Annotated in this window: 21 protein-coding genes and 1 pseudogene; 1 reads left to right on the top strand and 21 read right to left on the bottom strand. The window is 49.3% G+C overall.

The genetic code is table 11. The features are described 5' to 3' along the window. Positions 1 to 155 precede the first annotated feature (155 nt). The 12 genes and pseudogenes from C7R93_RS16750 to C7R93_RS16700 form a co-directional block, all read right to left on the bottom strand. On the bottom strand, positions 156 to 629 hold the full coding sequence (locus C7R93_RS16750; RefSeq protein WP_106839885.1) for an MgtC/SapB family protein: 474 nt from the start codon (positions 627 to 629) through the stop codon (positions 156 to 158). 72 nt (positions 630 to 701) lie between these two features. Next, positions 702 to 2,390, bottom strand: coding sequence for a DUF4127 family protein (locus C7R93_RS16745; protein ID WP_106839884.1), 1,689 nt, complete (start codon positions 2,388 to 2,390; stop codon positions 702 to 704). A 30-nt stretch (positions 2,391 to 2,420) separates the two neighbouring features. After that, positions 2,421 to 3,764, bottom strand: coding sequence for an FAD-dependent oxidoreductase (locus C7R93_RS16740; RefSeq protein WP_106839883.1), 1,344 nt, complete (start codon positions 3,762 to 3,764; stop codon positions 2,421 to 2,423). A gap of 35 nt (positions 3,765 to 3,799) precedes the next feature. After that, on the bottom strand, positions 3,800 to 4,657 hold the full coding sequence (locus tag C7R93_RS16735) for a carbohydrate ABC transporter permease (protein WP_106839882.1): 858 nt from the start codon (positions 4,655 to 4,657) through the stop codon (positions 3,800 to 3,802). After that, entirely contained in the window at positions 4,647 to 5,585 is a 939-nt protein-coding gene (locus tag C7R93_RS16730; protein ID WP_106839881.1) for a carbohydrate ABC transporter permease, read from the bottom strand. The genes C7R93_RS16735 and C7R93_RS16730 overlap by 11 nt, the downstream gene beginning before the upstream one ends. An 11-nt stretch (positions 5,586 to 5,596) precedes the next feature. Further along, positions 5,597 to 6,283, bottom strand: a complete 687-nt coding sequence (locus C7R93_RS16725) for a hypothetical protein (protein ID WP_106839880.1) — start codon at positions 6,281 to 6,283, stop codon at positions 5,597 to 5,599. A gap of 54 nt (positions 6,284 to 6,337) precedes the next feature. After that, a complete protein-coding gene (locus C7R93_RS16720; RefSeq protein WP_106839879.1) occupies positions 6,338 to 7,630 on the bottom strand; it encodes an ABC transporter substrate-binding protein in 1,293 nt (430 codons plus the stop codon). Positions 7,631 to 7,721: 91 nt separating this feature from the next. Further along, positions 7,722 to 8,480 carry a response regulator transcription factor gene (locus C7R93_RS16715; RefSeq protein ID WP_106839878.1) on the bottom strand — a complete coding sequence of 253 codons (759 nt, stop codon included), beginning with the start codon at positions 8,478 to 8,480 and terminating at the stop codon, positions 7,722 to 7,724. After that, complete coding sequence (locus C7R93_RS16710; RefSeq protein ID WP_106839877.1) at positions 8,452 to 10,308, bottom strand: sensor histidine kinase; 1,857 nt, start codon at positions 10,306 to 10,308, stop codon at positions 8,452 to 8,454. The genes C7R93_RS16715 and C7R93_RS16710 overlap by 29 nt, the downstream gene beginning before the upstream one ends. 60 nt (positions 10,309 to 10,368) lie before the next feature. After that, positions 10,369 to 10,539, bottom strand: coding sequence for a hypothetical protein (locus C7R93_RS30050; RefSeq protein ID WP_158264030.1), 171 nt, complete (start codon positions 10,537 to 10,539; stop codon positions 10,369 to 10,371). A gap of 85 nt (positions 10,540 to 10,624) precedes the next feature. Further along, a pseudogene (locus C7R93_RS30695) lies at positions 10,625 to 10,924 on the bottom strand (GNAT family N-acetyltransferase); the annotation flags it as partial. Between the two features lie 2 nt (positions 10,925 to 10,926). Continuing rightward, positions 10,927 to 11,319 (bottom strand): hypothetical protein, encoded by a 393-nt coding sequence (locus C7R93_RS16700; protein ID WP_106839876.1) that lies wholly within the window; start codon positions 11,317 to 11,319, stop codon positions 10,927 to 10,929. Positions 11,320 to 11,504: 185 nt separating this feature from the next. Between C7R93_RS16700 and C7R93_RS16695 the strand changes: the two genes are divergently transcribed. Then, a complete protein-coding gene (locus tag C7R93_RS16695) occupies positions 11,505 to 12,473 on the top strand; it encodes an MraY family glycosyltransferase (protein WP_106839875.1) in 969 nt (322 codons plus the stop codon). Positions 12,474 to 12,526: 53 nt separating this feature from the next. Here C7R93_RS16695 and C7R93_RS16690 read toward each other — a convergent pair whose 3' ends face one another. From C7R93_RS16690 to C7R93_RS16650, 9 genes are all read right to left on the bottom strand, one after another. After that, complete coding sequence (locus C7R93_RS16690) at positions 12,527 to 13,402, bottom strand: GNAT family N-acetyltransferase (protein ID WP_106839874.1); 876 nt, start codon at positions 13,400 to 13,402, stop codon at positions 12,527 to 12,529. Positions 13,403 to 13,417: 15 nt separating this feature from the next. Then, positions 13,418 to 14,137: a 3'-5' exonuclease gene (locus tag C7R93_RS16685; protein ID WP_106839873.1), complete on the bottom strand. Its 720-nt coding sequence runs from the start codon at positions 14,135 to 14,137 to the stop codon at positions 13,418 to 13,420. 138 nt (positions 14,138 to 14,275) lie between these two features. Next, a complete protein-coding gene (locus C7R93_RS16680) occupies positions 14,276 to 15,700 on the bottom strand; it encodes a serine hydrolase domain-containing protein (RefSeq protein WP_106839872.1) in 1,425 nt (474 codons plus the stop codon). Positions 15,701 to 15,705: 5 nt separating this feature from the next. After that, a complete protein-coding gene (locus C7R93_RS16675) occupies positions 15,706 to 16,596 on the bottom strand; it encodes a serine hydrolase (protein WP_106839871.1) in 891 nt (296 codons plus the stop codon). A gap of 71 nt (positions 16,597 to 16,667) precedes the next feature. Continuing rightward, positions 16,668 to 18,296 carry a peptide ABC transporter substrate-binding protein gene (locus tag C7R93_RS16670; RefSeq protein WP_106839870.1) on the bottom strand — a complete coding sequence of 543 codons (1,629 nt, stop codon included), beginning with the start codon at positions 18,294 to 18,296 and terminating at the stop codon, positions 16,668 to 16,670. 222 nt (positions 18,297 to 18,518) lie between these two features. Continuing rightward, positions 18,519 to 18,800 carry a DUF2325 domain-containing protein gene (locus tag C7R93_RS16665; protein WP_007729617.1) on the bottom strand — a complete coding sequence of 94 codons (282 nt, stop codon included), beginning with the start codon at positions 18,798 to 18,800 and terminating at the stop codon, positions 18,519 to 18,521. Positions 18,801 to 18,823: 23 nt separating this feature from the next. Further along, positions 18,824 to 19,018, bottom strand: a complete 195-nt coding sequence (locus tag C7R93_RS16660) for a YezD family protein (protein ID WP_106839869.1) — start codon at positions 19,016 to 19,018, stop codon at positions 18,824 to 18,826. A gap of 215 nt (positions 19,019 to 19,233) precedes the next feature. Next, positions 19,234 to 20,199 carry an ABC transporter ATP-binding protein gene (locus C7R93_RS16655; RefSeq protein ID WP_279629450.1) on the bottom strand — a complete coding sequence of 322 codons (966 nt, stop codon included), beginning with the start codon at positions 20,197 to 20,199 and terminating at the stop codon, positions 19,234 to 19,236. Further along, a complete protein-coding gene (locus C7R93_RS16650; RefSeq protein ID WP_106839867.1) occupies positions 20,189 to 21,175 on the bottom strand; it encodes an ABC transporter ATP-binding protein in 987 nt (328 codons plus the stop codon). Before C7R93_RS16650 ends, C7R93_RS16655 begins: the two co-directional genes overlap by 11 nt. Between the last annotated feature and the right edge of the window lie 133 nt (positions 21,176 to 21,308).

The raw sequence follows: 21,308 nt of genomic DNA, 5'->3' as shown, positions 1-21,308 counted from the left end.
CAGGGGTCAGTGCATTTATTCCGGAGCGGACAGTCATACCCCTTGCGGGGCGTAGGCCGAAGCGCAGACTGGAAATTCGCTTCTTCCCCCCACTCGAGTCACTTATAAAAGCAAAAAGCGATGCCAGGAACTTCCCTGCACCGCTTCTCCATGATTCACTTTCCTAACCGCTTGTGCTGGACATCTTCTACACGCTGACTGATCCTGGCGAGTACAAAGGCGATGATGACCGAGAATATCACAATGCCGTAAAATCCGGCTCCGATCCCTATGCCAATCCCCCCAGCGAAAAAGATCATGGCTGCGGAGGTCAGTCCTTTTACTTTCAAGCCATCCTTCAAGATGACGCCTGCTCCCAAAAAACCAAGACCTGTGACAATCTGAGCAGCCAAGCGCATCGGGTCCATCATCGTTCCGTTTCCTGGCGCGCTGTATAGCTTTGTGCTGTAAATAGAAACAAGTGTGATGAGCGTGCAGGCTACAGACACATACATGTACGTTTTCAGCCCGGCAGGCTTGTTTCTGTGCGAGCGATCCCACCCGATGAACAAACCGAGAATCGCGCTCACCACTACCCGCACATACATTTCCAATTCATACTGCACATACAACCATTGTAGAGTCTCCATCCTAGTCACCTTCTTCTAGCGATAGAGACATGATATGTGCAGATTCGAAAAATAGACCGCCTTTTCTATAACTTACTCCCTTTCAATCTTCACTTCTGGCCCGACAAAAACCTCAAACAATCGCTCCCAAGGAAGCTTGATTTCTATGTCCGCTAATTCTTCGATTTCGCCTTCAAACGTATTCTTGCCTCGCTTCCCGATCACCAGCGATTGATTGGCAAAGTAGTTTTCGTACCATTCTTCCGCGTGTGGCATCAGTGCATCCCTCACAAAATCATTGACTTCGTCGTAGTCATCTCCGAGATTCCACTCATTCCCTTTTAACTCTTTTACGAGGTTGCGTGCTTCTGCCATCACTTCATTTCGATAATGGTGGTCATTCACAAACGAAGACAGGAGCAAATTGATATGGGCTTCTGCAGCATCCACCGTTAAGGGCACACCGAACTGATTTCCTTTTTCCAAAAAGGCTGATCGTTGCAGCGCTTGTCCTAACGCGCTTCCCATATTGTTTCCTGCTGTTCCCCATGCCGTGTACGCGAACAGTTCTCGTAGCTTTACTTCTTCTTGTAATCGCTCGATCAGCTCAGGGTCAGCTTTGTTTGTAATCGTAACGTCCGTAACCGCGACCTGCTTTCCTTCCTCCAGAAGATCATTGATATCTTCGACGAACTCATCTAGGTCTTCGCGTCTTTCCGCGGTGCTCTGTCCTTTTTTCTTCGGCGAATTGATCATTAATACGATATCTGCATCGTCTTCATCCCGAACGGGTTTTCCGCCTGCTGCGATGATATGTTTTTCGACATTTACATCAAAGGTCGTGTCTTCGAACGGAGCCGTCCACTCACTGCCTTCTATACCCGAATACTCGACCGCTACCTTTGGATGGATGCGCATTTCGTTCAAGGCGAGTCTGCTCAACAAGACAGTCCCTACCTCATCCGCACCGGGGAAAATCGCTACACGATCCTCTACATCCAGCTCCTTTGCTTTTTTGACCAAGGTCTCCCGCTCTGCCCGGTGAAGACCATGGGGAGCAGCGTCGTCCTGAGCCAGCACTAAATAATCAATGGTCCCGTCCTCTACCCAGTCAATCAACAAGGAGTTAATCTTGTGGTTACGCTCGCGTGCGTTCAAGTAATCTTCCAGCACAGACTCGGGAATCTCCCTTTCCAACTGATCGAGTCGATCCTTTTTTTCTGTCATGCCAAGGTTGTGCACTTCATCGTATAAAATGGCCCATTCTCTGATTTGCTCATAGTACTTCAATGTTTCTGGATCAGTCGCCGTCACCGCCAAGCGCTGAATCGTATCGAAGACGTAGATCGGCTTTTTAGAATTTTTGTCTCTCAGTTTCTTGATGGCCTTAATATTCGATAGGGCATCTTCATAGGACTGTTGATCCGTACGGGACGCAACCAGCCCGCCATATGCCAGCATGCTGACAGAGATGACCAAGCCGTCCACTTTACTTGCTTGTTTGATCAGCCAATCGCCAATTTCTTCACCGTCGCCTGGAGTCATAAAGTGACCGAGCATGTCTTCATCCGGCATAATCGCCTCCACCCCGCCTGCCCGTGCTGACATTTGCGGAAAATACGTATTGACTGGGCGATCATCGAGGGGGACAAGGGCGACTTTGGCGATTGGTTTGGGTGACGCTTTTTTCGCCGCAACTGTACTCGTCTGCGTAAAGGGAACCATGCCTGTTACTAGTGCTGCCGTAGCTAGTGTTGAAATGACAACGCGCAACTTTTTCATAGATCAAATCTCCTTTCAAAATGAAAAGGTTTAATCGAGGACGGCATTCGCTAGACGTAACTGTTCCTGTAATTTCGCCACGTGAATCAAACGCGGAATGGTCTTGTCGTGAAACGCGATGGCCGCTGCCGTACCTGCTGCTTGACCTGTCGCCATACAGCTCGGAGTAAGCCTGGTCGTAGCCAGCGCCTCATGTGTCGTAGAGATACAACGCCCCGCCGAAAGCAGGTTGTCGATGGACTGAGGGATCAGGCATCGATACGGAATGTCATAAGCGCCCTCCCCTTCAATATCTGCTGCCACTACGCCTTTGCCAGAAGGATCGTGAATGTCAACCGGATAGCCGCTTCGTGCGATGACATCCGGAAAACGCCTGCCCGCTACCACGTCTTCTATCGTCAAGCTGTAAGCCCCGACGATTCTGCGTGTCTCACGGATTCCAATTTGCGTTCCGACTGCGGAGATGGTTGCTGTCGCGAAGCCCGGAACTTTGCTTTTTAAAAATTCAGACATCAATATCACCTGACGTCTCCCTTCTTCCTCCGCTTCCGTCAAATCCTCCACATCTGTTCCATCCAGCCCCTGCACACGCGTGCAATTGATCAGAACTTCATCGCTCTCGGGCCCAGTGAAAAACAGGATTTGATCCCGATTAATCGGAACACCTGACATCTTCCAATGCGTATAAAAGCCTTGGACGCCCGTCAGTGGAATGGACGACAACTGTGCAAACGGCGTCTTATGATAAAACTCATCCGGATGATCAAGCATGTACTGCTTCACCTGCACCAGATCGACGCCGCGCATGCGAAACTTCATCGTCATCGGCTGCGTCAGTCCATCCGCTTCCCGCCCTTTACTCGTGGGCGCTCCCGATAGATAAGCAATATCTGCATCTCCTGTGGCATCGACGAACACCTTGGCCTTGATCTCATACTTGCCCGACTTGCTCGTGAGCGTAACAGAAGTAATCTCTGTCCCCTCCACCTTCACCTGATCGACAAAGCTGTGGACAAACAGCTTGACGCCAGCTTCTTTGAGCATTTCCACAGCGACCAGCTTGTAAATTTCCGGATGATAGGGCGTGACTGTGCTGACGAAACCCACCGTATCCTGCAAATGTCCAGGTGATCCCCCCTTTTCTTGCAAGCGGTCGACGATTTCCTGTGCAATTCCTTTGATGACTTGCTCGCCTTTCTCCGTATGAAACGTCATCCACGGATAAACGAGCGCAATCGTCGACATCCCTCCGAGAAAGCCGTAACGCTCAATCAGGATCGTTTTGGCTCCCAACCGTCCGCTGGCGAGAGCGGCATTGATTCCTGCCGGTCCCCCGCCTACCACGACTACATCTGCTTCCACTACGCGATCCATCTTCCCTCACTCCTTGTTAAACTTCCTTTCATGATTTAATCCTTTAATCCGGTCATCGATACACCCTCGATAAACTGCTTTTGTGCGAAAAAGAACACGATCAAAAGCGGCAAGGTCGCCATGACGGACGCACTCATCAGATGATGCCAAGCCGTCCCTACTTCATCGGTAAACAAGGACAAAGCGAGTGGCAGCGTCATCAGCTCTCTGTCGTTGATGAAAATGAGCGGATCGTAAAACTCGTTCCAACTCGTTAAAAACGTAAAAATCGTCAGTGTCGCGATAGCAGGCTTCGCCAGTGGCAGCATGATGCTCCAGTAAATCCGCCAACGCGAGCAGCCATCAATCATCGCCGCCTCCTCCAGTTCTTTCGGAATCCCGAGAAAAAACTGACGCATGACGAACACCCCAAAAATTCCGCCTGCCCCGAAAATAGGGAGTACAATCAACGGCACATGCGTGTTAATAAATCCAAGCATGCGCATGAACAAGAACATCGGAATCGACGTCACTTCATGCGGGATCATCATCGTAGACAATAGCACCAGGAAGACGATATTACGTCCGCGAAACGGAATTCGTGCAAACGCATAACCCGCAATCGAGGCAAATAATACCGTTCCAACCGTGACCAGAATCGCAATGTACAGGCTGTTCCAATAAAACAAATGAAACGGCGTATTCGCCAAAACCTCTGTGTAGTTCTCCAAACGGATCGACGAAGGGATAAACTCTGGCGGAAAGACGAATATTTGGGCCGGCTCTTTTAACGATGTAGAGAGCATCCACAAAAATGGCACCAGCATCAGTAGGGAGATCGCTCCTAACGCTACATAGTGACCGCCGATTCCCAATAACTTGCCCGCTTGTAATCCGTGGCGATTACTCTTCATGGAACACCCACCTTTTTCTAAACTGCCACTGCAAGAGCGTAAAGACTAAAATGATAAAGAACAGCACAAAGGCAAGTGCCGACGCATAGCCGAATTCAAAGTTTTTGAAGGCACGCTCCCATATGTAATAGACGAGCACCTTTGTACTGTTATCCGGACCACCTTGCGTCATGACGTAAATCTGCCCAAAAACCTTGAGCGAGCCGATGATTGTCAACAGGGTGGTTAAAAAAACCGTCGGACTGATCATCGGAATCGTAATCTGAAACAATTGACGCGTACGACTGGCCCCATCAATACGCGCCGCCTCATATAAGTGAACGGGCACCTGCTGTAAGGCAGCGATGAACAGAACCATGTTCAAGCCCACATTTTTCAGGACACTCGTCACGATCACCACCGGCATCGCCAGCTTTGGATTGTAAAGCCATGAGGGACCTGTAATCCCGAACATCTGCAAGATTTGATTGATAAACCCTGTGTCTGTCGCAAACAAATACTTCCACACAATCGCCCAAACGATCAACGATGTCATGACCGGCACAAAAATGGCCGTGCGGAAAATCCCAATCCCCGGCAGCTTGCGCACGAGCAGTAAGGCCAGCCCCAACGCCAACACGATGTTCAGGGGGACAAGTCCGGCAGAGAACATAAATGTATTGCCCACGACCGTCCAAAATTCGGCATCCTGAAAGATCGCTCTGTAATTTTCCAAACCAATAAATTCGGCTTCCCCCAGTAACGGCCAATCCGTAAAGCTCATGTACAACGCGAGCAAAAGCGGACCAAGCAACAGCGTCACAAACCCGATGACCATCGGGCTTATAAACAGCCATCCTGTCAGATTCGCTTCCCGGTTGAAAGATTTCTTCCTTGTGCCACTTGTTCTCTTGTCAGGAGAGAGCGGGACATTCAACTTGCTCTCCATACGATCCCTCCTTAGTTGTCAATCGCATTCCGCAATGCATGGATGGAACGGCGGATTTCATCCTCGGTCCTCCCGATCGCCATCGCTCCAGCTAACAGGACACGAACTCCCGTCTCCCGCAAAGCTTTTATATCTTCCGCCACAATTTTTCGCTGTGTCGGGACGATGATGGGAACGCCTGCCTTCTCTACGATGTACCGATAGGAGAGCAGGTCGGCAAACGTAAGCCTCGTGCCATACTCACTCCCCGGAACAATCGACGCCTCCAATGCGGTCATCGGAAAATGCTTCACCGCTTCCAATCGGGACAAGTCAAACTGATCATCGATGGCAAACGTACTTGCCACCCCTTCGATTTTCAAAAGGGACGAAGGCATATGATGCCCATAGATGGAGATAAAATCGATTCCCAGCGAATCGAACTGCTTGATTTCCTCGGGATTGAGCTCCTCCATTGACCCGCCCGGAACAATACCAATCGGCCCTGCGAACTGGCTGCGTATCGTTTGGAGAAAATCCGTATATGCAGCCAGAGGACCGAACCGGTTGCCACTGGCACGATGGTACACATTGATGTGCATCTTCAAGCCATCTGCGCCTTCCTCCATCGCAGCTCGGGCTAACGTCTCATCGTTTTGCGGGAGACTGACCATGAGCAGAAACGGCTTCTCTTCTAGTACCTGTTGAAAACGATTCATCGTAACCTCCCTATCAAGTCACAACGGCCTGTATCCCAGACCGTTGTGATGAGCTTACTTTTTCATGATCGGATTTACTTTCTCTTCCAGCGACTTCACAATATCCGCAGGCTGTGCCGTTTGACCGAATAATTGATCAAATCCAGCCAGTATCGCTGTATCGATTTTTTGCCATTCCACATGCCCTGGCTGCAGGTGTGCCTTAGGCATTTCTTCGATAACCGCCTGCTTGATGTGTGCAGGGTCGGGGTTGCCTGGAACATTCAAAAATGGATCGGAATTCAGCACAGACAAGCGCGGCGGTACAAAGTAAGTCGAGGTCTCCTGGACACCCTGCTCACTGGCGAGGAACTTGAGGAATAGCTTGGTCTCCTCCAAATGTTTTGTTCCTTTGAAAATCGAATACCCTGCCTGACCGAGCATCGGTGCCGAGCCTTGTGAACCCGCTGGCATCGGAGCAATGTCCCACTTGAAGTCCTTGATCGTCCTCGCCTTCGAAACGTAGCTGTACACATCAAAGAATATGCCAATTTTGCCAGATTCAAAGCTGACTTGCTCTCCCGCCTTCGGATGCGACCCCTCTGTAAACATCATCCGTTGGAGCATACTGAGTGTCTCTACTCCGTATTGGTCGTTCCACGTAAACTGATTCATTTCTTTGTTGAAAGGGCCGCTGCCATTTGACCATGAATAGGAAGACAGGATGATCCACGTTTTCCAATCACGGAAGAAGTTGGCCCCGTAGATTTTGCTCGCCCCAGTTCCGCTCGAGATCGCCTGTGCCGACTTCTCGAATTCCGCCCACGTCCATTTCCCTTCTTTCGCTAGGTCGTTTGGCGATTTCAAGCCTGCCTTGTCAAACAAGTCTTTGTTGTAAAACATCACGGTAGGCGGGGTAGAAAACGGCAGTCCGTACAATTTGTTGTCTTTTTGGAACAGCTCAAGCGTCGACGGAATAAAGTCGTCCAGCTTAAAAGCAGCGTCGCTCTTTACATCCGAGACATCTTCCAATATCCCATTTCCCAAAAACTGCGGGACCATTCGCTCAGACACCCAACCGATATCGGGCAACTCCTGACCAGCAGCGAGCACCGTCACCTTTTGCTGGTAATCGGGGAATGGCACAGATTCCAGCTTCACCTTGATGGTGGGGTTCTGTTGCGTGAATTTTTCAGAGAGCTTCGTATACAGATCGAGGTGAGCTTGGTTGCCCCATGTCAAAAACGTGAGCTCGACTGCTTCTTTTTTGCCCGCTGCGGAGTCTCCGGGAGTCGTCGCGGTGTTGCTGCACCCAAATGTAAACGCTATCAAAGCAGTGGACAATGCCAAAAGGATTGCCTTTTTCATGGCGTACCTCCTCATCTGTTTTCCCTATCACAAGTATAAAATTGATCGAATAGTAAGATAAATCACGCGAAATTTAGATTTGGTATGAGATTTAAAGATCTTCACTGCCTGCAAGATCTCGGTAGCTTCCAGGTGTCATCCCGACTTCCTTTTTAAATACCAGCATGAAATGCTTCGAGCTCTGATACCCCACTAAGCGGGCGATATCGTACACCTTCAGACTCGTCTCGTGTAACAGCTGCTTGGCCCGTTTCATCCTCACCTGCGTGATATAGTCAGAGACATTTTCCCCTGTCTCGGTCTTGAACAATTGACTCAAATAAATGGGATTCAAATGAACAGACTCCGCCAGCGTCTGGAGTCTCAGATCGCCGTCCAGATGATCGTGAATGAATGCTTTTACCTTGCGAATGATTTGTCTTTCTTCTCTATGACTGCCATCGACGCTGCTTTCTTCTTCCCGAACGTTCTTTTTGCGATCCAGTACTTGCCTGATTTTTGCGAGCGTGCTCACCAGCTCTAATCGATCAATGGGCTTCAAAAGATAATCGGAGACTTTGTACTTCAATGCTTTCTGTGCGTAGTGAAAATCACCATACCCACTAATTATCACGATGGGCAGCTCTTCGTACATCTCCCGAATTTTCCCGATCAGCGCCAAACCGTCGACTTCCCGCATGCGGATATCTGTCACAATCAAATCAGGCATTTCCGTACGAAGATAATGCAGTGCCTCCTTTCCGTTTTCCGCTTCTGCCATGACGGCAAAACCAGACGTACCTTTTTCAATTAACGTTTTTAAGCCTTCCCGAATCATTCGTTCATCTTCCACCAGCAATACTTTGTACATGGCGTGATTCTCCCTTCTGGAAATCGAGTGGAATCTTCATCGTAATTTCCGTGCCTTGATCCGGTCTGCTCACAATCGTCAGCCCGTACTCTTCCCCAAACAATAAGGTCAGCCGCTGGGAAATGTTTCGCAATGCTGTCCCATTGTGTGCGTTTACTGTCACCTCATGTTGCTGCATAGGCGTACGCAGACTTGCGCGCAGGCGACTCCATGTTTGTTCGGACATCCCCTTCCCATTGTCCCTCACGCTGATTTGCATCACACCCTCCTGACAATGCGCTGTGAGCCATATCGTCCCTCCCTCATCCTGATGCTCAATCCCGTGGGCAATCGCATTTTCAAGCAATGGCTGTAACAGCAGCTTGGGAATACGCTGATCCGACAGCATCTCTTCCACGTCCATATACACCTGAAGGCGATCTCCCAGACGAATCTTTTGAATACGGACGTAGGATTCCAATGATACGATCTCTTGCGTCAGCGTAACGTGCCCATCCCCTCGTGCGACCGTATAGCGCATGAGTTTTCCAAGCGAAGAAACCATGTCGGACACATCGTAATTTCCCGAGCGAATCGCCATCATATTAATTGATTCGAGTGTATTGTAAATAAAATGCGGATTAATCTGGCTCTGCAAGGCAGCCAGCTCCGCCTCCCGCTCACGCAAGCTGCTGAGATAGACCTCATTGACTAGGCGGTTGATTTCCTCGACCATCTGGTTAAATTGCTCACTCAGCTTCCCGATCTCGTCTTGGGAATCGACAGGAACTCGTTCATGGAGGTTCCCTCGCTTGACTTGCAGCATTTTTTCTTTCAATTGAACGAGCGGCTTGCTGAGCGAATAGGAAAAGTAAATCGCGAGTCCACCAGCGACGAGCAAAAACATCGCCGCAATCAACATCGTAAAACTGCGCAAGCTATTGGATTCTGCGAGCAAGATATCGAGCGGAATCAGACTAATCACTACAAGCCTCGTCTCTCTCGATTGATGATCCACAAAGAGATATCGCTGTCCCTGAATCATTATCTGATTGGCATCCCCGCGATTGATCCCGTCGGTTTCTTGCAGCAAAGTACGATAACCCGGTGAGCCTTCGCTATCCCTCTTTTCATAAAACAGCTCGTTTCCCTCATTGACGATGATCAAGCTCCCATCCTTAGTAAAAGGCATATCGGACAAGATCTGCTCAAACATATCCATTTTCATATCAATCTTAATAATTCCGAGCGGCACTCTCGTATACGGCTCTCGCAATAACCGAGCCACTGACACATAGCCCTCATTAGCGGCATCCAAGTAATAGCCGGGCCGATGCTGTGGAATAAGGACGGCTGCCCCCTGCTCCTTGATCACGCGCGAATACCATTCCTCTTCTGCCCAATTTCCCTTGCTCTTCATGATGGAAGGGTCCAGATTGGAAAAAATCATGCCATTCCCCGCGATGATTTGAATGCCTTTTACTTCTGGTCGGCTATAGGAAAGACTGGATATATACAGTGTCATCTTCTCCCTTTTTTCCATGGAGAGAAAAGAAGTAGCCGACGTACTCGTACGAATTTCTTTTAAGATGGACAGGACTTCTGGATCGTAGAGCGGCATGAGTGATAAACGCTTCATCTCCCGTACATTGCGCTCCAGGTTTCGATTGATCTGACCCACAATCTGCCCCGTGTATTCAGCAGTCCTCGACTCCGTTGAAGCTGAAAACTGGCTGTACGTGATGATTCCTTGCAAACTTAACGGGATTGCAATCAAACAGAGAAAAAGCGTGAGAATCTTCGCCCGCAGTGTTCCTTGCAAAAAAAATGTCGAGACTTTCCTTTTCATGATTGCCCCTTTCCATTTGTTTAAATAATCAGTATTTTACCCATCAAAAAATCCGTCAGGTCAAAATCCTGACGGTCTACTCCTCAGTCTATTTCGATGCCCAAATTCTTGCGGTCCAAATGACAAATCTCCTGACACGCGATGTACAAATGCAAAAAAGGCTTCTGCGTCAGCGATTTTTCCTAAACGGATGATGACCTCTTGGCCAGACTTAAGCTTGGATACCTTCATAAGAACCTCCCAGCATCGGAAACTTTTCATATTATTAAAACAAAAAAACGGACGCCTGTTAACCGTCCGCTTGTAGCTTGTACGACTATTCCATTGTTTTAAAGTAAAGGACGGTATCATGCAAGCTGCCATCAGCAGATCGGGCAAACCCCGGAATGCGTCCTGCTTCCTGATAGCCCATTGACTGATAAAGCTGGTTGGACGGATCGCCCGCTCGTGTATCCAGTACGATAAGGCTGCGGTTTTCAGCAAGTGCCCTTGCCTCTGCTAGCAGTATCAGTCCACGCCCAATCCCTTAACGCTGCGCTGTAGGATGAACCATCAGCTTGGCGATTTCTGCCCGATGCAATCCATTTGGACGACTCACGAGATGCAACTGAATTGTTTTTAAGGTCGATATCCGTACATACTGAAAACAAACAGCAAGCATAGGTAGATAATCGCTGCGGGTACAATGGTAAGAGCAATGAAAAACCTTTTCTTCACACTGTTGGCTTTTCGAAACAGCCAAAAGTAGATGAACAGCAGGATGAGGAGAAATGGGACAAAATAAAAACCGAGCATGAACCCCACCCAATCCGAGTTGGTTTCCCAGAACTGCTCCGGCACTGGTACCCGATGATATTCACTATATATCTGTTCTTTACGTGAAACAAATAGGTAAGATAGCACGAGGTAGTAACCGAATATAACGAATTTCAGCCAAGGCCTGATCTGTTTCGCGGCGAGTGTTATGGAAAAAATGATTCCTAGGATAAACCATAATGCCATGTATTCCATCTGGATCCCTCCTACGAAGGATTATAGGGATCGGATCTACTGGAGATAAGTACCAACTTTTTTTGGTACCTCACCCTCACGTGATTGCAAGAGTCGACAAAATTTGGAATACTCCCTATAATAGACTTGTCAAACAACACGGTATGCGAGTATCTTTTCAATAGAAAGCTCATTACCTGTAGGAGATGGTCACGATAACGTACGCTCTTTCGTTTTTGCTGTCGTTTTGTATCGTTATGGTGCTGATTCCGCCTCTGGCTAAATTGGCATTTCGCCTTGATTTTGTGGACAAGCCCCGTAAAGACGTGGAAAGAAAAATTCACCGGGAGCCTATCCCATTGACAGCGAGCTACGCCATTTTTGTCGGCTTTGCTGCATCGTTTTTGCTCTTCTCGAAAGAATCAACCGGGCAAACGATCGCTGTTCTGTCAGGCTCACTATTGCTGCTTATTATCGGTACCATTGATGACTGGTACAAGACGCAAGGCAAGGATTTTTCCGCCCTGCCCAAGCTGATCGTCCAAGTATCGGCCGCCGTGATTGTCTACATGTCGGGTATTACTTTTTCCGGTTTTTACAATCCATTGAGTGGCGAATACATATTGCTCCCAGAATGGTTGCAATTCATTCTGACCATCCTTTGGATTTTCGGAGTAACGACGGTCATCAATTTTTCGGATGGCATGGATGGCTTGGCTGGAGGGCTTTCTGCGATATCCGCAGGCACGCTCTTCGTGGTCGCCTTGGTAAAAGGACAAAGCACATCTGCGATTATGGCAATCAGTCTGATCGGCGTTGCCTTGGCTTATCTGAGGTACAACAAGCCGCCGGCCAAAATTTTCATGGGAGATGCAGGCGCGACCTTCCTCGGCTTTATCTTGGCGGTCATTGCGTTGGATGGTGCCTTTAAGCAGGCAACGGTTCTCTCCTTGTTCATTCCGATTTTAGCACTCGGTGTGCCGATCTTCGATAATCTGTTTGTAGTGACCAAACGCTTCCTGCAAGGAAAGCCGATCTATCAAGCAGATGCCAGCCAGGTTCATTATCGCCTGCTGCGTTCTGGACTCAATCCGAAGCAGGTCGTCACTTTCCTGTGCTTGATCAGTGTTTGCTTTAGTCTGACGTCCATTATCCTGCTCCTGCTCGGGGTATAGGTTATCGGTCACAACGAAAAATGCCGCTCGGGTCTAATCCCTGCGGCATTTTTTTATGAGTGGATTACGCCAAAGTCTCTCTTCGCTGTCGTGGTCGTCTGAAACGTTTGAAAGCCTGTCCGTTCGTACAACGCAATCGCAGGCTCGTTGTGGGTACCTGTAACGAGATACGGCTTCAAGCCTTTTTCTAGCGTTCGGTTCACAAAAAAACGAACAAGCTCTTTGCCGTAGCCTTTGCCTTGATGCACGGGATCTACGAACACATCGTAGACCTCGCCATGTCCTGTGATGATCAAGGACCCGACGAATACTCCCTCATGCTCGAATATGTAAATATCTTCTCTCATGTCGTTTCGCAGCCATTTCTTCCAAGCGTTCATCGTTTTCTCAGGATAGTCCGCTAGACGGTACGGCTGAAGATCGATGCCTTTGCGCACCTCATAGTAAGCGTCACTCTGCGATTGGATGTACATATCCATATCGGACTCGGTGAATTTTCGCACGTCAAGTGTCGGCGCAGGCCCGATCTCTCCTGTGTATTTCATCAGATGATGTCCCCAGATAGAAGAAAAGCCTCTCTTGGCAAAAAAATCAGCACCCTGCCCGTGGTCTACGCGATAGGTAGCCATGACAGCCGTCGGCTTCTCCTCGTGCTGTTGCAGTTCCAGCCAAAGCTTATCGAAAAGCCGTGAGCCAATGCCTCGCTTTCGATGGTCCGGTCGTGTATAGACGTAGATTTCTGCTGTCCCGTCTTCGCCGGAGGAGTTCAAATCATATGTGCCACAGCCGATGATTTGATCGGCTTCCTCCCAGATGTAAACAGTAGCTTTTTCCACGATATCGCCAATCTCTTCGGTCCTCCAAAGCATGCCTTCGCCAATCATCGTCACGATTGTCTCTTTGTCATTTGATTGTGCTTGTCGTATCATCTAAGCACTCTCCCGTTAGCTCTGTTGGACAGTAGCTGCTTCTGCGGCTTTTTCCAACTGCTTACGATGTTGCAGGCAAGCCTCACATCTTCTGCTTTTTCGCCCGAAAGCCGTGTAGTATTTGCTTTTTTTGCAAGATCGGCACGTAATGTACAACGAGCTCGACAGATTGTAGTTCTCTTCTGGGGTGTTTTCTTTCAGGTGCACCGTCTTGTTGTATTTAATGAGCAAATGAGCGGTGTGGATCGCATCGACCAAGGCCGAGTGCAGCCTGCCTTCCTGAATAATTCCTGCCGTGTCGATCGCCTCTTTTAGACTCATCTGTTTACGATCAGCCAAAAGCAAGCTAATTGGCGGCTGGATGTCATTGTAATTGCGCATCCAGTTGAAGTCCAAACCGAATCGCGCACAATGCTCGATCATAAGCCGCTTGTCATCTTGTCCCCATGTGCACAGGTAGTATTCAGAATCGGTGCCGATCCACTTCATAAATTCTGCAAAGGCCCGGCGAAACGGGATAAAGGTTGGCATGTTCTCTTTATCGAGACCGATGAACTTGCGCGTTCTGTCTGTGATTCTGCGCTCGATGGCTGGAAAGGTGTAGCGCTGAAATGTGTCGACCTCCACGCCATTTTTTCCGGGTACGACCTTTGCCGCTCCGATTTCAATAATTTCCGGGATCTTGTCTTTCTGATAAGTCAGTGTCGTTTCAAGGTCAAAAACAATGATCTGCAAGCGTAATCACATCCTGTATGTATTGTCTCTATTATGGCTTGGATCGGGCATAGAAAGCAAAACAAAGACAAAAGCGGCTGCCTGATTGAAACAAAAAAAGGATAAGAACCCTCAGGATTCCTACCCTTGTTTCTCTATTTAACTCTGTAATTTTGCGGATTCCCTCGTCAACTGACGCAATCCGTAGCTCATCCTCACGACTTGCCCGTCTTCATCCCGGAAAAACTCAATCCAGGGAATGGCGTCTCTTTTTTTGAAAACGAAGCTGTCTTTTTGTACTGGGATCAGTGGGTACGAGAGACCATCCACCTCCAGGACAAGCTTGCCTTCGCTTTTGACTATCGATGCGCTTACCCATTCCTGCGAAGAGTAGTGACCCTCGTACAGTGATAGCTCCTCATCTGCGAGCTCGTATGGATCATAGTCATACAACGGAGCACCTGCCAGCCTTGCAAAGTAACTGTTCAAAAAGCCGAGGACCAACTCTCGGACGCTCACACCATCGAGATTGACCAGGATCACGCCTGTTATCCCTTGATCCGGAATTGAAAAAATATGCGAGCTGATTCCCTTCAGCGATCCGCCATGCTCTACCAGCAAGCCATCTGGAAAACCAGAAGAGACCATCAATCCATAGCCGTATGAGCGGTGTCCGTCCACACGAGCAAAGGGAGTGAGCATCTGCCGGACGCTATCGGCAGACAGAATAGGTGTCGGGTCACCCGTTGCCCCCAGACGAAAGACCTCTAAATAAGTGAGTAGATCATTCACCGTCGATTTGAGGAAACCAGCTGCACGCATCGCTGGGGCATCGTGCCAGATGGGCGCGGCAATGATTTGGTTTTCGTCATCGATTTTTTTGTTGGTATACAAGATCGTGACGTCATCCTTGTCGGCTAATTCATCCACGGAGAAAACGGTTCTGTCCATACCCAGTGGCTGCAAAATATGCGTTGCGACGTAGTCTTCATACGTCTGGTTGCTGACCCTTTCAACGATCGCCCCCAAAAGCCCATACGCATCGTTGTTGTAGCTAAAAGCACCCCCTGGCTCCGAGAGCGGCTTCTCTTTGAATCCAGCGATGGCTTCCATGACTTCTTCGTACGTATCCAAGTAAGGCACTGTCTTCAGTTCTTCCTCTGCCTTGGTTCCGATGACAGCCGGATCATTCTCCATGCTTCGCCGCATCGCCCCGTCTAAGTAAGGCATGGGTGCTATTCCAGGTGTATGGGTCATGAAGTGATGAATCGTCATGCGTGCTGTCAGTTCGTAGTCGCCCGCACGAAATTCAGGCAAATGTTTCACGACCGGATCATGGACAGACAGCTTGCCTGCCTCGTGCAGCTGCATAATTGCGACGCAAGTAAACGATTTGGTAATAGATGCGATGCCAAAAACGGTGTCGAGGGAAAGTGGCAGATGCTGTTCCCTGTCACGAAAACCGAACGTCCCCTCGTACAAAAGCTCACCGTTACGTGCAAAAGCAATAGCTGCGCCTGGAACCTTCGCCTCGTCCAGCAGCTGCTGTGCATACGTCTTGAACTGTTCCTTCCATGCGGTCATTTTCATCATCTCCCCATCGCTTGCTCATAAATCGCTTTTGCAACACGGGCGATGGTTAGTTCTGCGGCTTCTTTGTCAGTCACACCACGTGAAAGTGCAGTGATCGCAATCATTCCTTTTCCTTCGGGCAAATAAATGATGCCAGCATCATTAACGACTGCATTGACGGTCCCTGTCTTATGCGCGACAGTTGTTCCTTCTGGCAACAAGTACGGCAGACGGCTGTTGTAATGCTGACGTCGCATGATGTCCAGCATCAGCTCGCAGGAGGCCTCCGTGAGAATTTCTTTTCGCGCAATCATGATTAAAAGACGGTTCAGCTCGGCTGGAGTCGCTACGTTATTATCACGGGTAGGCATCGAAACATCGTGGATCAATTCATAATTGCCTGACTCTTCCCGTCGCATGAACTCATCGAACCCTGCCTGCGAAGGTGTAGGCTCATTCATACCTACACAGTGGTTGAGAAGCTCCCAGCAATTATGCCGTAAATGAATCTGCGAAAGTCCCAGCTCATGCATGTGCTCATTTACCTTATCAATGCCGCCGACCAGCTCGAGGATTTGGTCTGTCGCATAGTTATCGCTGACAATCGTCATGAGTGTCGCCAAGTCTTTTACCGTTAAGGCCGCTCCGGCATCCAGCTCTTGCAAAATGCCTGACCCCGGCACGCGTTCCTCCCATTTTAGTGTCACACGCTGGTCGAGGCGGATTCGTCCTGCTTCCACCTCGCGCATCAAGGTGACCATGATCGGAATTTTGAATGCGCTCGCCAGTTGAAATAACTCTTCATCCAGATGCCCTGCTGTCTCTCCTGTTTCCAGATGCACAGCTGCGATCCCAAAAATACCGGGTGCTTCATTCAGCACGTTCTCTACTGCTTGTTGCCATGTCATGTAAATTCCTCCCCCATCGCTCGCGAAACGGCCCACACATAGATTTTCGTGCAGGCCATTTCTTTGATGCGCTATTGTTCTTTGTATCCCCACTTGAAGTCGATGTAGCCCAACGGATCTACCGTAATGCCTTTTACCTTTTCATTTTGTACCCATGAATTCACGCTGGAATATACACCTGTGACCGGCATTTCTTCCATCAGGATGCTCTCCGCTTCAACCAGATACTGATTACGCTTGGCCTCATCTGGCTCGGCGTACGCCTTTTTTACTAGCTCTACATATTTCTCGCTAAACCAGAAGGTAGAGTTATTGGAGCTGTATTTCTCCATCATCAGCTCCAGGAAGTTGACGGAATCGTTGTAATCTCCCGTCCAGCCTGTTCGCGAAATCATGTACTTCCCTTGCTCCTGATCGTCAAACATGACCTTCAATTCTTTGTTGATCAGCTTGACGTCTACCCCCAGTGCTTGCTTCCACTGAGCCTGTAACGCTTCGGCAATCTTCTTGTTGAGGTCGGAGGTGTTGTAGAGATAGGTGATTTCGGGCAGCTTGTTTATGCCGAGCTCCTTCATTCCTTCTGCCAATAACTGTTTCGCCGTCTCCACGTCGTTATCCTTGAAGTATCCTTCCGGCTTCAGGGAGGCGGAAAGTGGGACGAAGCCCATCAAGGGAGTCTGTCCAGCTTGACCGATGTTTTCTGCGATGTCACTGCGGTTGAGAGCGTAGGCAAACGCTTTGCGGATTTTACTATTCGTAAACGGCGGCTTTTCCGTCTGGAACAAGAGATAGTAGTTGGTGGCGCGCTGCATGGTTTGCAGCTTGCCTTCGTCGCGCAACGGTCCAATGGCATCCGCAGGCAGTCCGCTAATTGGGCCGCCAGCCCAATCCAGCTCGCCGCTATTGAACAGCTCCAGCTCGGTATTCGTATCTTCTATCATGGAAAACTCGATTTCATTAAACTTCACGACGTCTTTGTCCCAGTAATGCTCGTTTTTGGACAGCTCAATCTTGTTTTTATGCTGCCAATTCACCAGCTTGAACGGCCCATTGGTCACGATGGACTCGGGCTTTTTCGCCCAATCTGGATTGGCTTCTACCACCTTTTGATTGACTGGATAGTAGAAGGTCGCAAGTGTCAGGAAGTAAGGGGTAGGGTTTTCCAAGGTGACTTGCAGCGTCTTGTCATTGACGACCTTGATGCCGACATCCTCCACTTTCGCCTTCCCTTCGTAAAAGTCCCGGGCATTTTTGATCGGATAGTACTTGTAGGCGGAGCCGCTGGCTGTCTTCGGATTGAGCACGCGCATCCAGCCAAAGGCGAAGTCTTGAGCCGTAACCGGGTCTCCATTGCTCCACTTGCTCTCGCGCAAAGTAAAGGTGTACACCTTTTTGTCCTCAGATACTTGAATGTCGGATGCAACGGAATTGACTGGCTTGCCATCCTTGTCCAATCGAACGAGTCCGTCGTACAGCGAACGGATGAAGGCGCCGGAAATCACATCGTTGGACATGCCTGAATCAAGTGTTTCGGGCTCGGCGGCATTCATGCGCAAGGTCTGCTCTGCCGCAGGCGGCGCTGGTGATGATGGCTGCTGGTTGTCTGGTGCGGTTTGAGTCGGCGTATTGCCGCTGCTACAGCCTGCAAATAGTCCCGTAAGCAAAACGATGAGACTTGTCATGATAACTGGTCTTTTCATGCTGTACCCCCCTGTTTGAGTCGGATAACCGATTATTAAATAAATATTCTGCAAATTTTATGCCATTCGTGTTTTCGGCTGTTCTTTTGTTGATTTTATTCAGTGCTGCATACTTTTACCCAAGTCGATCCGACAAGTTTCTACCAGTAGTCTCTGTCACGCAAAAAAGAAGTATTCATCATTGAATACTTCTATTCATTCGCGCATATGGGGCTGTACTCTCTAGCTTATCGCTGGTTCATACATGGCTACCGCATCACATGACCGTCGGCAAAAAACGATCGGGACATGCTTTTGCTTCGCCAGCTTCTTAATATTTTTGCTCAAGCTGTGACTGACGAAGTTAATAAAGACAAGAACAAGCTCTGTATCAGAAGGAATGGTCGCCTTCACATCAGATTTTTTGCGACCAGATACATGATATACATTCTGGAACCCTTTGTTCTGCAACAAGCTCTCGATTTCTGCTACCCGATCTCCTCCTACCACAAGAACTCCTGCCATGGTCGTTCCTCCTCTCTTTTCTCCTATTTTCCGGTGCGCGCTTGCGGAATCTTTGCCTCAGGCTTTTCCGCCGGGAGTCTGTACTTTTCCGTTCGCTCAATCTGAACTACCTGTGAATCGTGAACCACAATATGTATGGAGCCGTATTCCAAACCGTCCAATGCACGCGCGATTTTCTCTAATAAGAGATCGTCTAGGGAATGCTCATTCTTTGCCATGGGGGCCACCCTCCTGTTCAGCCAAATATTAATGTATATTATTCCTACCCATTTAGTATGTTTTGTGATCTGATAATACCTCTTGATACCCATAACTGTCAATGTCAAACAGTTTGGGCATCAAGAGGCTAATCGTTTGAAAACCGATGCATTTACTTCGATATGAAAATATTACCATTTTATTCTGCTATCGGTCAATGCCCGTGCAGCTCCCGTTACACCAAATGGCAGGCGACAAATCTGTCGGTGCTAACCTCGCGAAAAGCAGGCACTTCCTGTCGGCAAATGTCTTTCACATACGGGCAGCGCGTGTGGAATTTGCACCCTGCCGGAGGATTTGCCGGACTTGGCATGCCTCCCTGCAAAACGATCCTTTCGCGCTTTTTCTTCGGGATCGGCAGAGGGACAGACGAGAGCAATGCTTTGGTATACGGATGAAGCGGCTCCAAAAACAATTCATCCCGAGGTGCCAGCTCTAGTAATGACCCCAAATACATGACACCGATCCTCGTGCACAGATGCTCTACGACGCTCAAGTCATGCGAAATAAATAAGTACGTCAGCTTCCTTTGCTCCTGCAACTGTGCAAACAAGTTAATGATTTGGGCTTGAATCGACACATCCAGAGCAGAGACTGGCTCATCCGCGACGATAAAATCAGGGTTCATCATAATGGCCCGGGCGATGCCGATCCGTTGACGCTGACCGCCCGAAAACTCATGCGGATACCGATCGACATGATACGGTGCCAATCCACATAAAGCCATGACCTCTAAGACTCTTTCTCTGACCTCCGCTTGTGGGAGAAGCCCATGATCAAGCAGCGCTTCCCCCAGTGCCTCTCCGATTCGGACGCGCGGATTCAGCGAGCTGTACGGGTCTTGAAAAATATATTGCATCCGCGGGCGCAAGGCACGGAGCTCTTGTCGATTCAACGCGTGCACATCGATACCCTGGAAGCGGACTTCTCCCTCTGTCTTTTCCAAAAGGCGCAAGATCGTGCGACCTGTTGTGCTTTTCCCGCTGCCGGATTCACCGACCAGCCCGAACGTCTCCCCTTTTTGGATGGAAAAGCTAACGTTATCCACCGCTTTTACATGGCCGATCGTTCTGCCCAAAAGCCCTCCGGTAATCGGGTAATATTTTTTCAGCTGGCGCACTTCCAGCAAATTATTGTCCACGGGCGATCTCCTCCTCATACAGCCAGCACGCGACCTTTCTGCCGTCTTCCCCCTCGCGCAAAGGCGGCTGCTGCACCCGGCAAATGTCCAAGCATTGATCGCAACGGTCATGAAAATAGCAGGCTTCACCGAGCGTCGTCGGATTCGGTACTTGACCAGGGATGGAATACAGCTTGGCTCTGCGCTGATTCAACACAGGCTTGGAGCGAAGCAAGCCTTGTGTATACGGGTGCCTCGGCTCTTCGAACAGCTCGACGACAGGAGACACCTCTACCACTTTTCCTGCGTACATCACGACCACATGATCGGCCATCTCCGCCACGACACCCAAATCATGCGTGATAAAAAGAATCGCTGTCTGGGCTTCTTCCTTGATTTTGTGCAGCAGATCGAGAATTTGCGCCTGAATAGTCACATCCAAAGCAGTCGTGGGCTCATCGGCGATCAGCAGGCGGGGATTGCAGGAAATAGCGATGGCGATCATAATGCGTTGCAGCATTCCCCCGCTCAATTCATGGGGGTACGATTTGGCGATTTCCTTTGCCCGCGGGATTCCGACCAGCTCGATCAGCTCGACGGCTCGCGCTTGGGCTGCTTTTTTGCTTAGACCTTGATGCTCCATGATCGGCTCCATGATCTGCTCACCAATGGTCAGTACTGGATTGAGTGACGACATCGGCTCTTGGAAAATCATGGCCAGTTCGTTGCCACGGAGCTTTCGCATCTCTTCTTTGCTGACTTTTCGCAGATCACGGCCTGCAAACCATATCTCACCCGAAACGATACTGCCTACCACCTCTGGGATCAGTCCCATCAATGACATGGCTGCCGCGCTTTTACCGCAGCCTGACTCGCCTACGATGCATACGGTCTCTCCCTCATGGACGCGCAGATCGAGGGCATCGACTGCTTTGACCACGCCTTGTTCAGACTTGAAGTGCGTGCTTAGATTTTGGATTTCGACTAAAGCATTCATGCTTGGCTCACCTGCCTTGTCTTTTAAAAGTAGCTGTAGTGGAGGGGGAGAAGTGATTTCCAGTCTACGCTTCGGCCTACGCCCTGCAAGGGGGGTATCACTGTCCGCTTCGAAAAAAATGGCGGGAGCGCTT

The organism is Brevibacillus fortis (genome assembly GCF_003013395.1).
GTDB classification, from domain to species: domain Bacteria; phylum Bacillota; class Bacilli; order Brevibacillales; family Brevibacillaceae; genus Brevibacillus; species Brevibacillus fortis.
The sequence above is the reverse complement of the archived record's forward strand: the minus strand, read 5'-3'. Positions and strand labels throughout refer to the sequence as shown.

Excerpts from the sequence above, each read along its gene's own strand:
- C7R93_RS16750 (WP_106839885.1), bottom strand. The coding sequence starts at position 629 with ATGGAGACTCTACAATGGTTGTATGTGCAGTATGAATTGGAAATGTAT.
- C7R93_RS16745 (WP_106839884.1), bottom strand. The coding sequence starts at position 2,390 with ATGAAAAAGTTGCGCGTTGTCATTTCAACACTAGCTACGGCAGCACTA.
- C7R93_RS16740 (WP_106839883.1), bottom strand. The coding sequence starts at position 3,764 with ATGGATCGCGTAGTGGAAGCAGATGTAGTCGTGGTAGGCGGGGGACCG.
- C7R93_RS16735 (WP_106839882.1), bottom strand. The coding sequence starts at position 4,657 with ATGAAGAGTAATCGCCACGGATTACAAGCGGGCAAGTTATTGGGAATC.
- C7R93_RS16730 (WP_106839881.1), bottom strand. The coding sequence starts at position 5,585 with ATGGAGAGCAAGTTGAATGTCCCGCTCTCTCCTGACAAGAGAACAAGT.
- C7R93_RS16725 (WP_106839880.1), bottom strand. The coding sequence starts at position 6,283 with ATGAATCGTTTTCAACAGGTACTAGAAGAGAAGCCGTTTCTGCTCATG.
- C7R93_RS16720 (WP_106839879.1), bottom strand. The coding sequence starts at position 7,630 with ATGAAAAAGGCAATCCTTTTGGCATTGTCCACTGCTTTGATAGCGTTT.
- C7R93_RS16715 (WP_106839878.1), bottom strand. The coding sequence starts at position 8,480 with ATGTACAAAGTATTGCTGGTGGAAGATGAACGAATGATTCGGGAAGGC.
- C7R93_RS16710 (WP_106839877.1), bottom strand. The coding sequence starts at position 10,308 with ATGAAAAGGAAAGTCTCGACATTTTTTTTGCAAGGAACACTGCGGGCG.
- C7R93_RS30050 (WP_158264030.1), bottom strand. The coding sequence starts at position 10,539 with ATGAAGGTATCCAAGCTTAAGTCTGGCCAAGAGGTCATCATCCGTTTA.
- C7R93_RS16700 (WP_106839876.1), bottom strand. The coding sequence starts at position 11,319 with ATGGAATACATGGCATTATGGTTTATCCTAGGAATCATTTTTTCCATA.
- C7R93_RS16695 (WP_106839875.1), top strand. The coding sequence starts at position 11,505 with ATGGTCACGATAACGTACGCTCTTTCGTTTTTGCTGTCGTTTTGTATC.
- C7R93_RS16690 (WP_106839874.1), bottom strand. The coding sequence starts at position 13,402 with ATGATACGACAAGCACAATCAAATGACAAAGAGACAATCGTGACGATG.
- C7R93_RS16680 (WP_106839872.1), bottom strand. The coding sequence starts at position 15,700 with ATGACCGCATGGAAGGAACAGTTCAAGACGTATGCACAGCAGCTGCTG.
- C7R93_RS16675 (WP_106839871.1), bottom strand. The coding sequence starts at position 16,596 with ATGACATGGCAACAAGCAGTAGAGAACGTGCTGAATGAAGCACCCGGT.
- C7R93_RS16670 (WP_106839870.1), bottom strand. The coding sequence starts at position 18,296 with ATGAAAAGACCAGTTATCATGACAAGTCTCATCGTTTTGCTTACGGGA.
- C7R93_RS16665 (WP_007729617.1), bottom strand. The coding sequence starts at position 18,800 with ATGGCAGGAGTTCTTGTGGTAGGAGGAGATCGGGTAGCAGAAATCGAG.
- C7R93_RS16660 (WP_106839869.1), bottom strand. The coding sequence starts at position 19,018 with ATGGCAAAGAATGAGCATTCCCTAGACGATCTCTTATTAGAGAAAATC.
- C7R93_RS16650 (WP_106839867.1), bottom strand. The coding sequence starts at position 21,175 with ATGAATGCTTTAGTCGAAATCCAAAATCTAAGCACGCACTTCAAGTCT.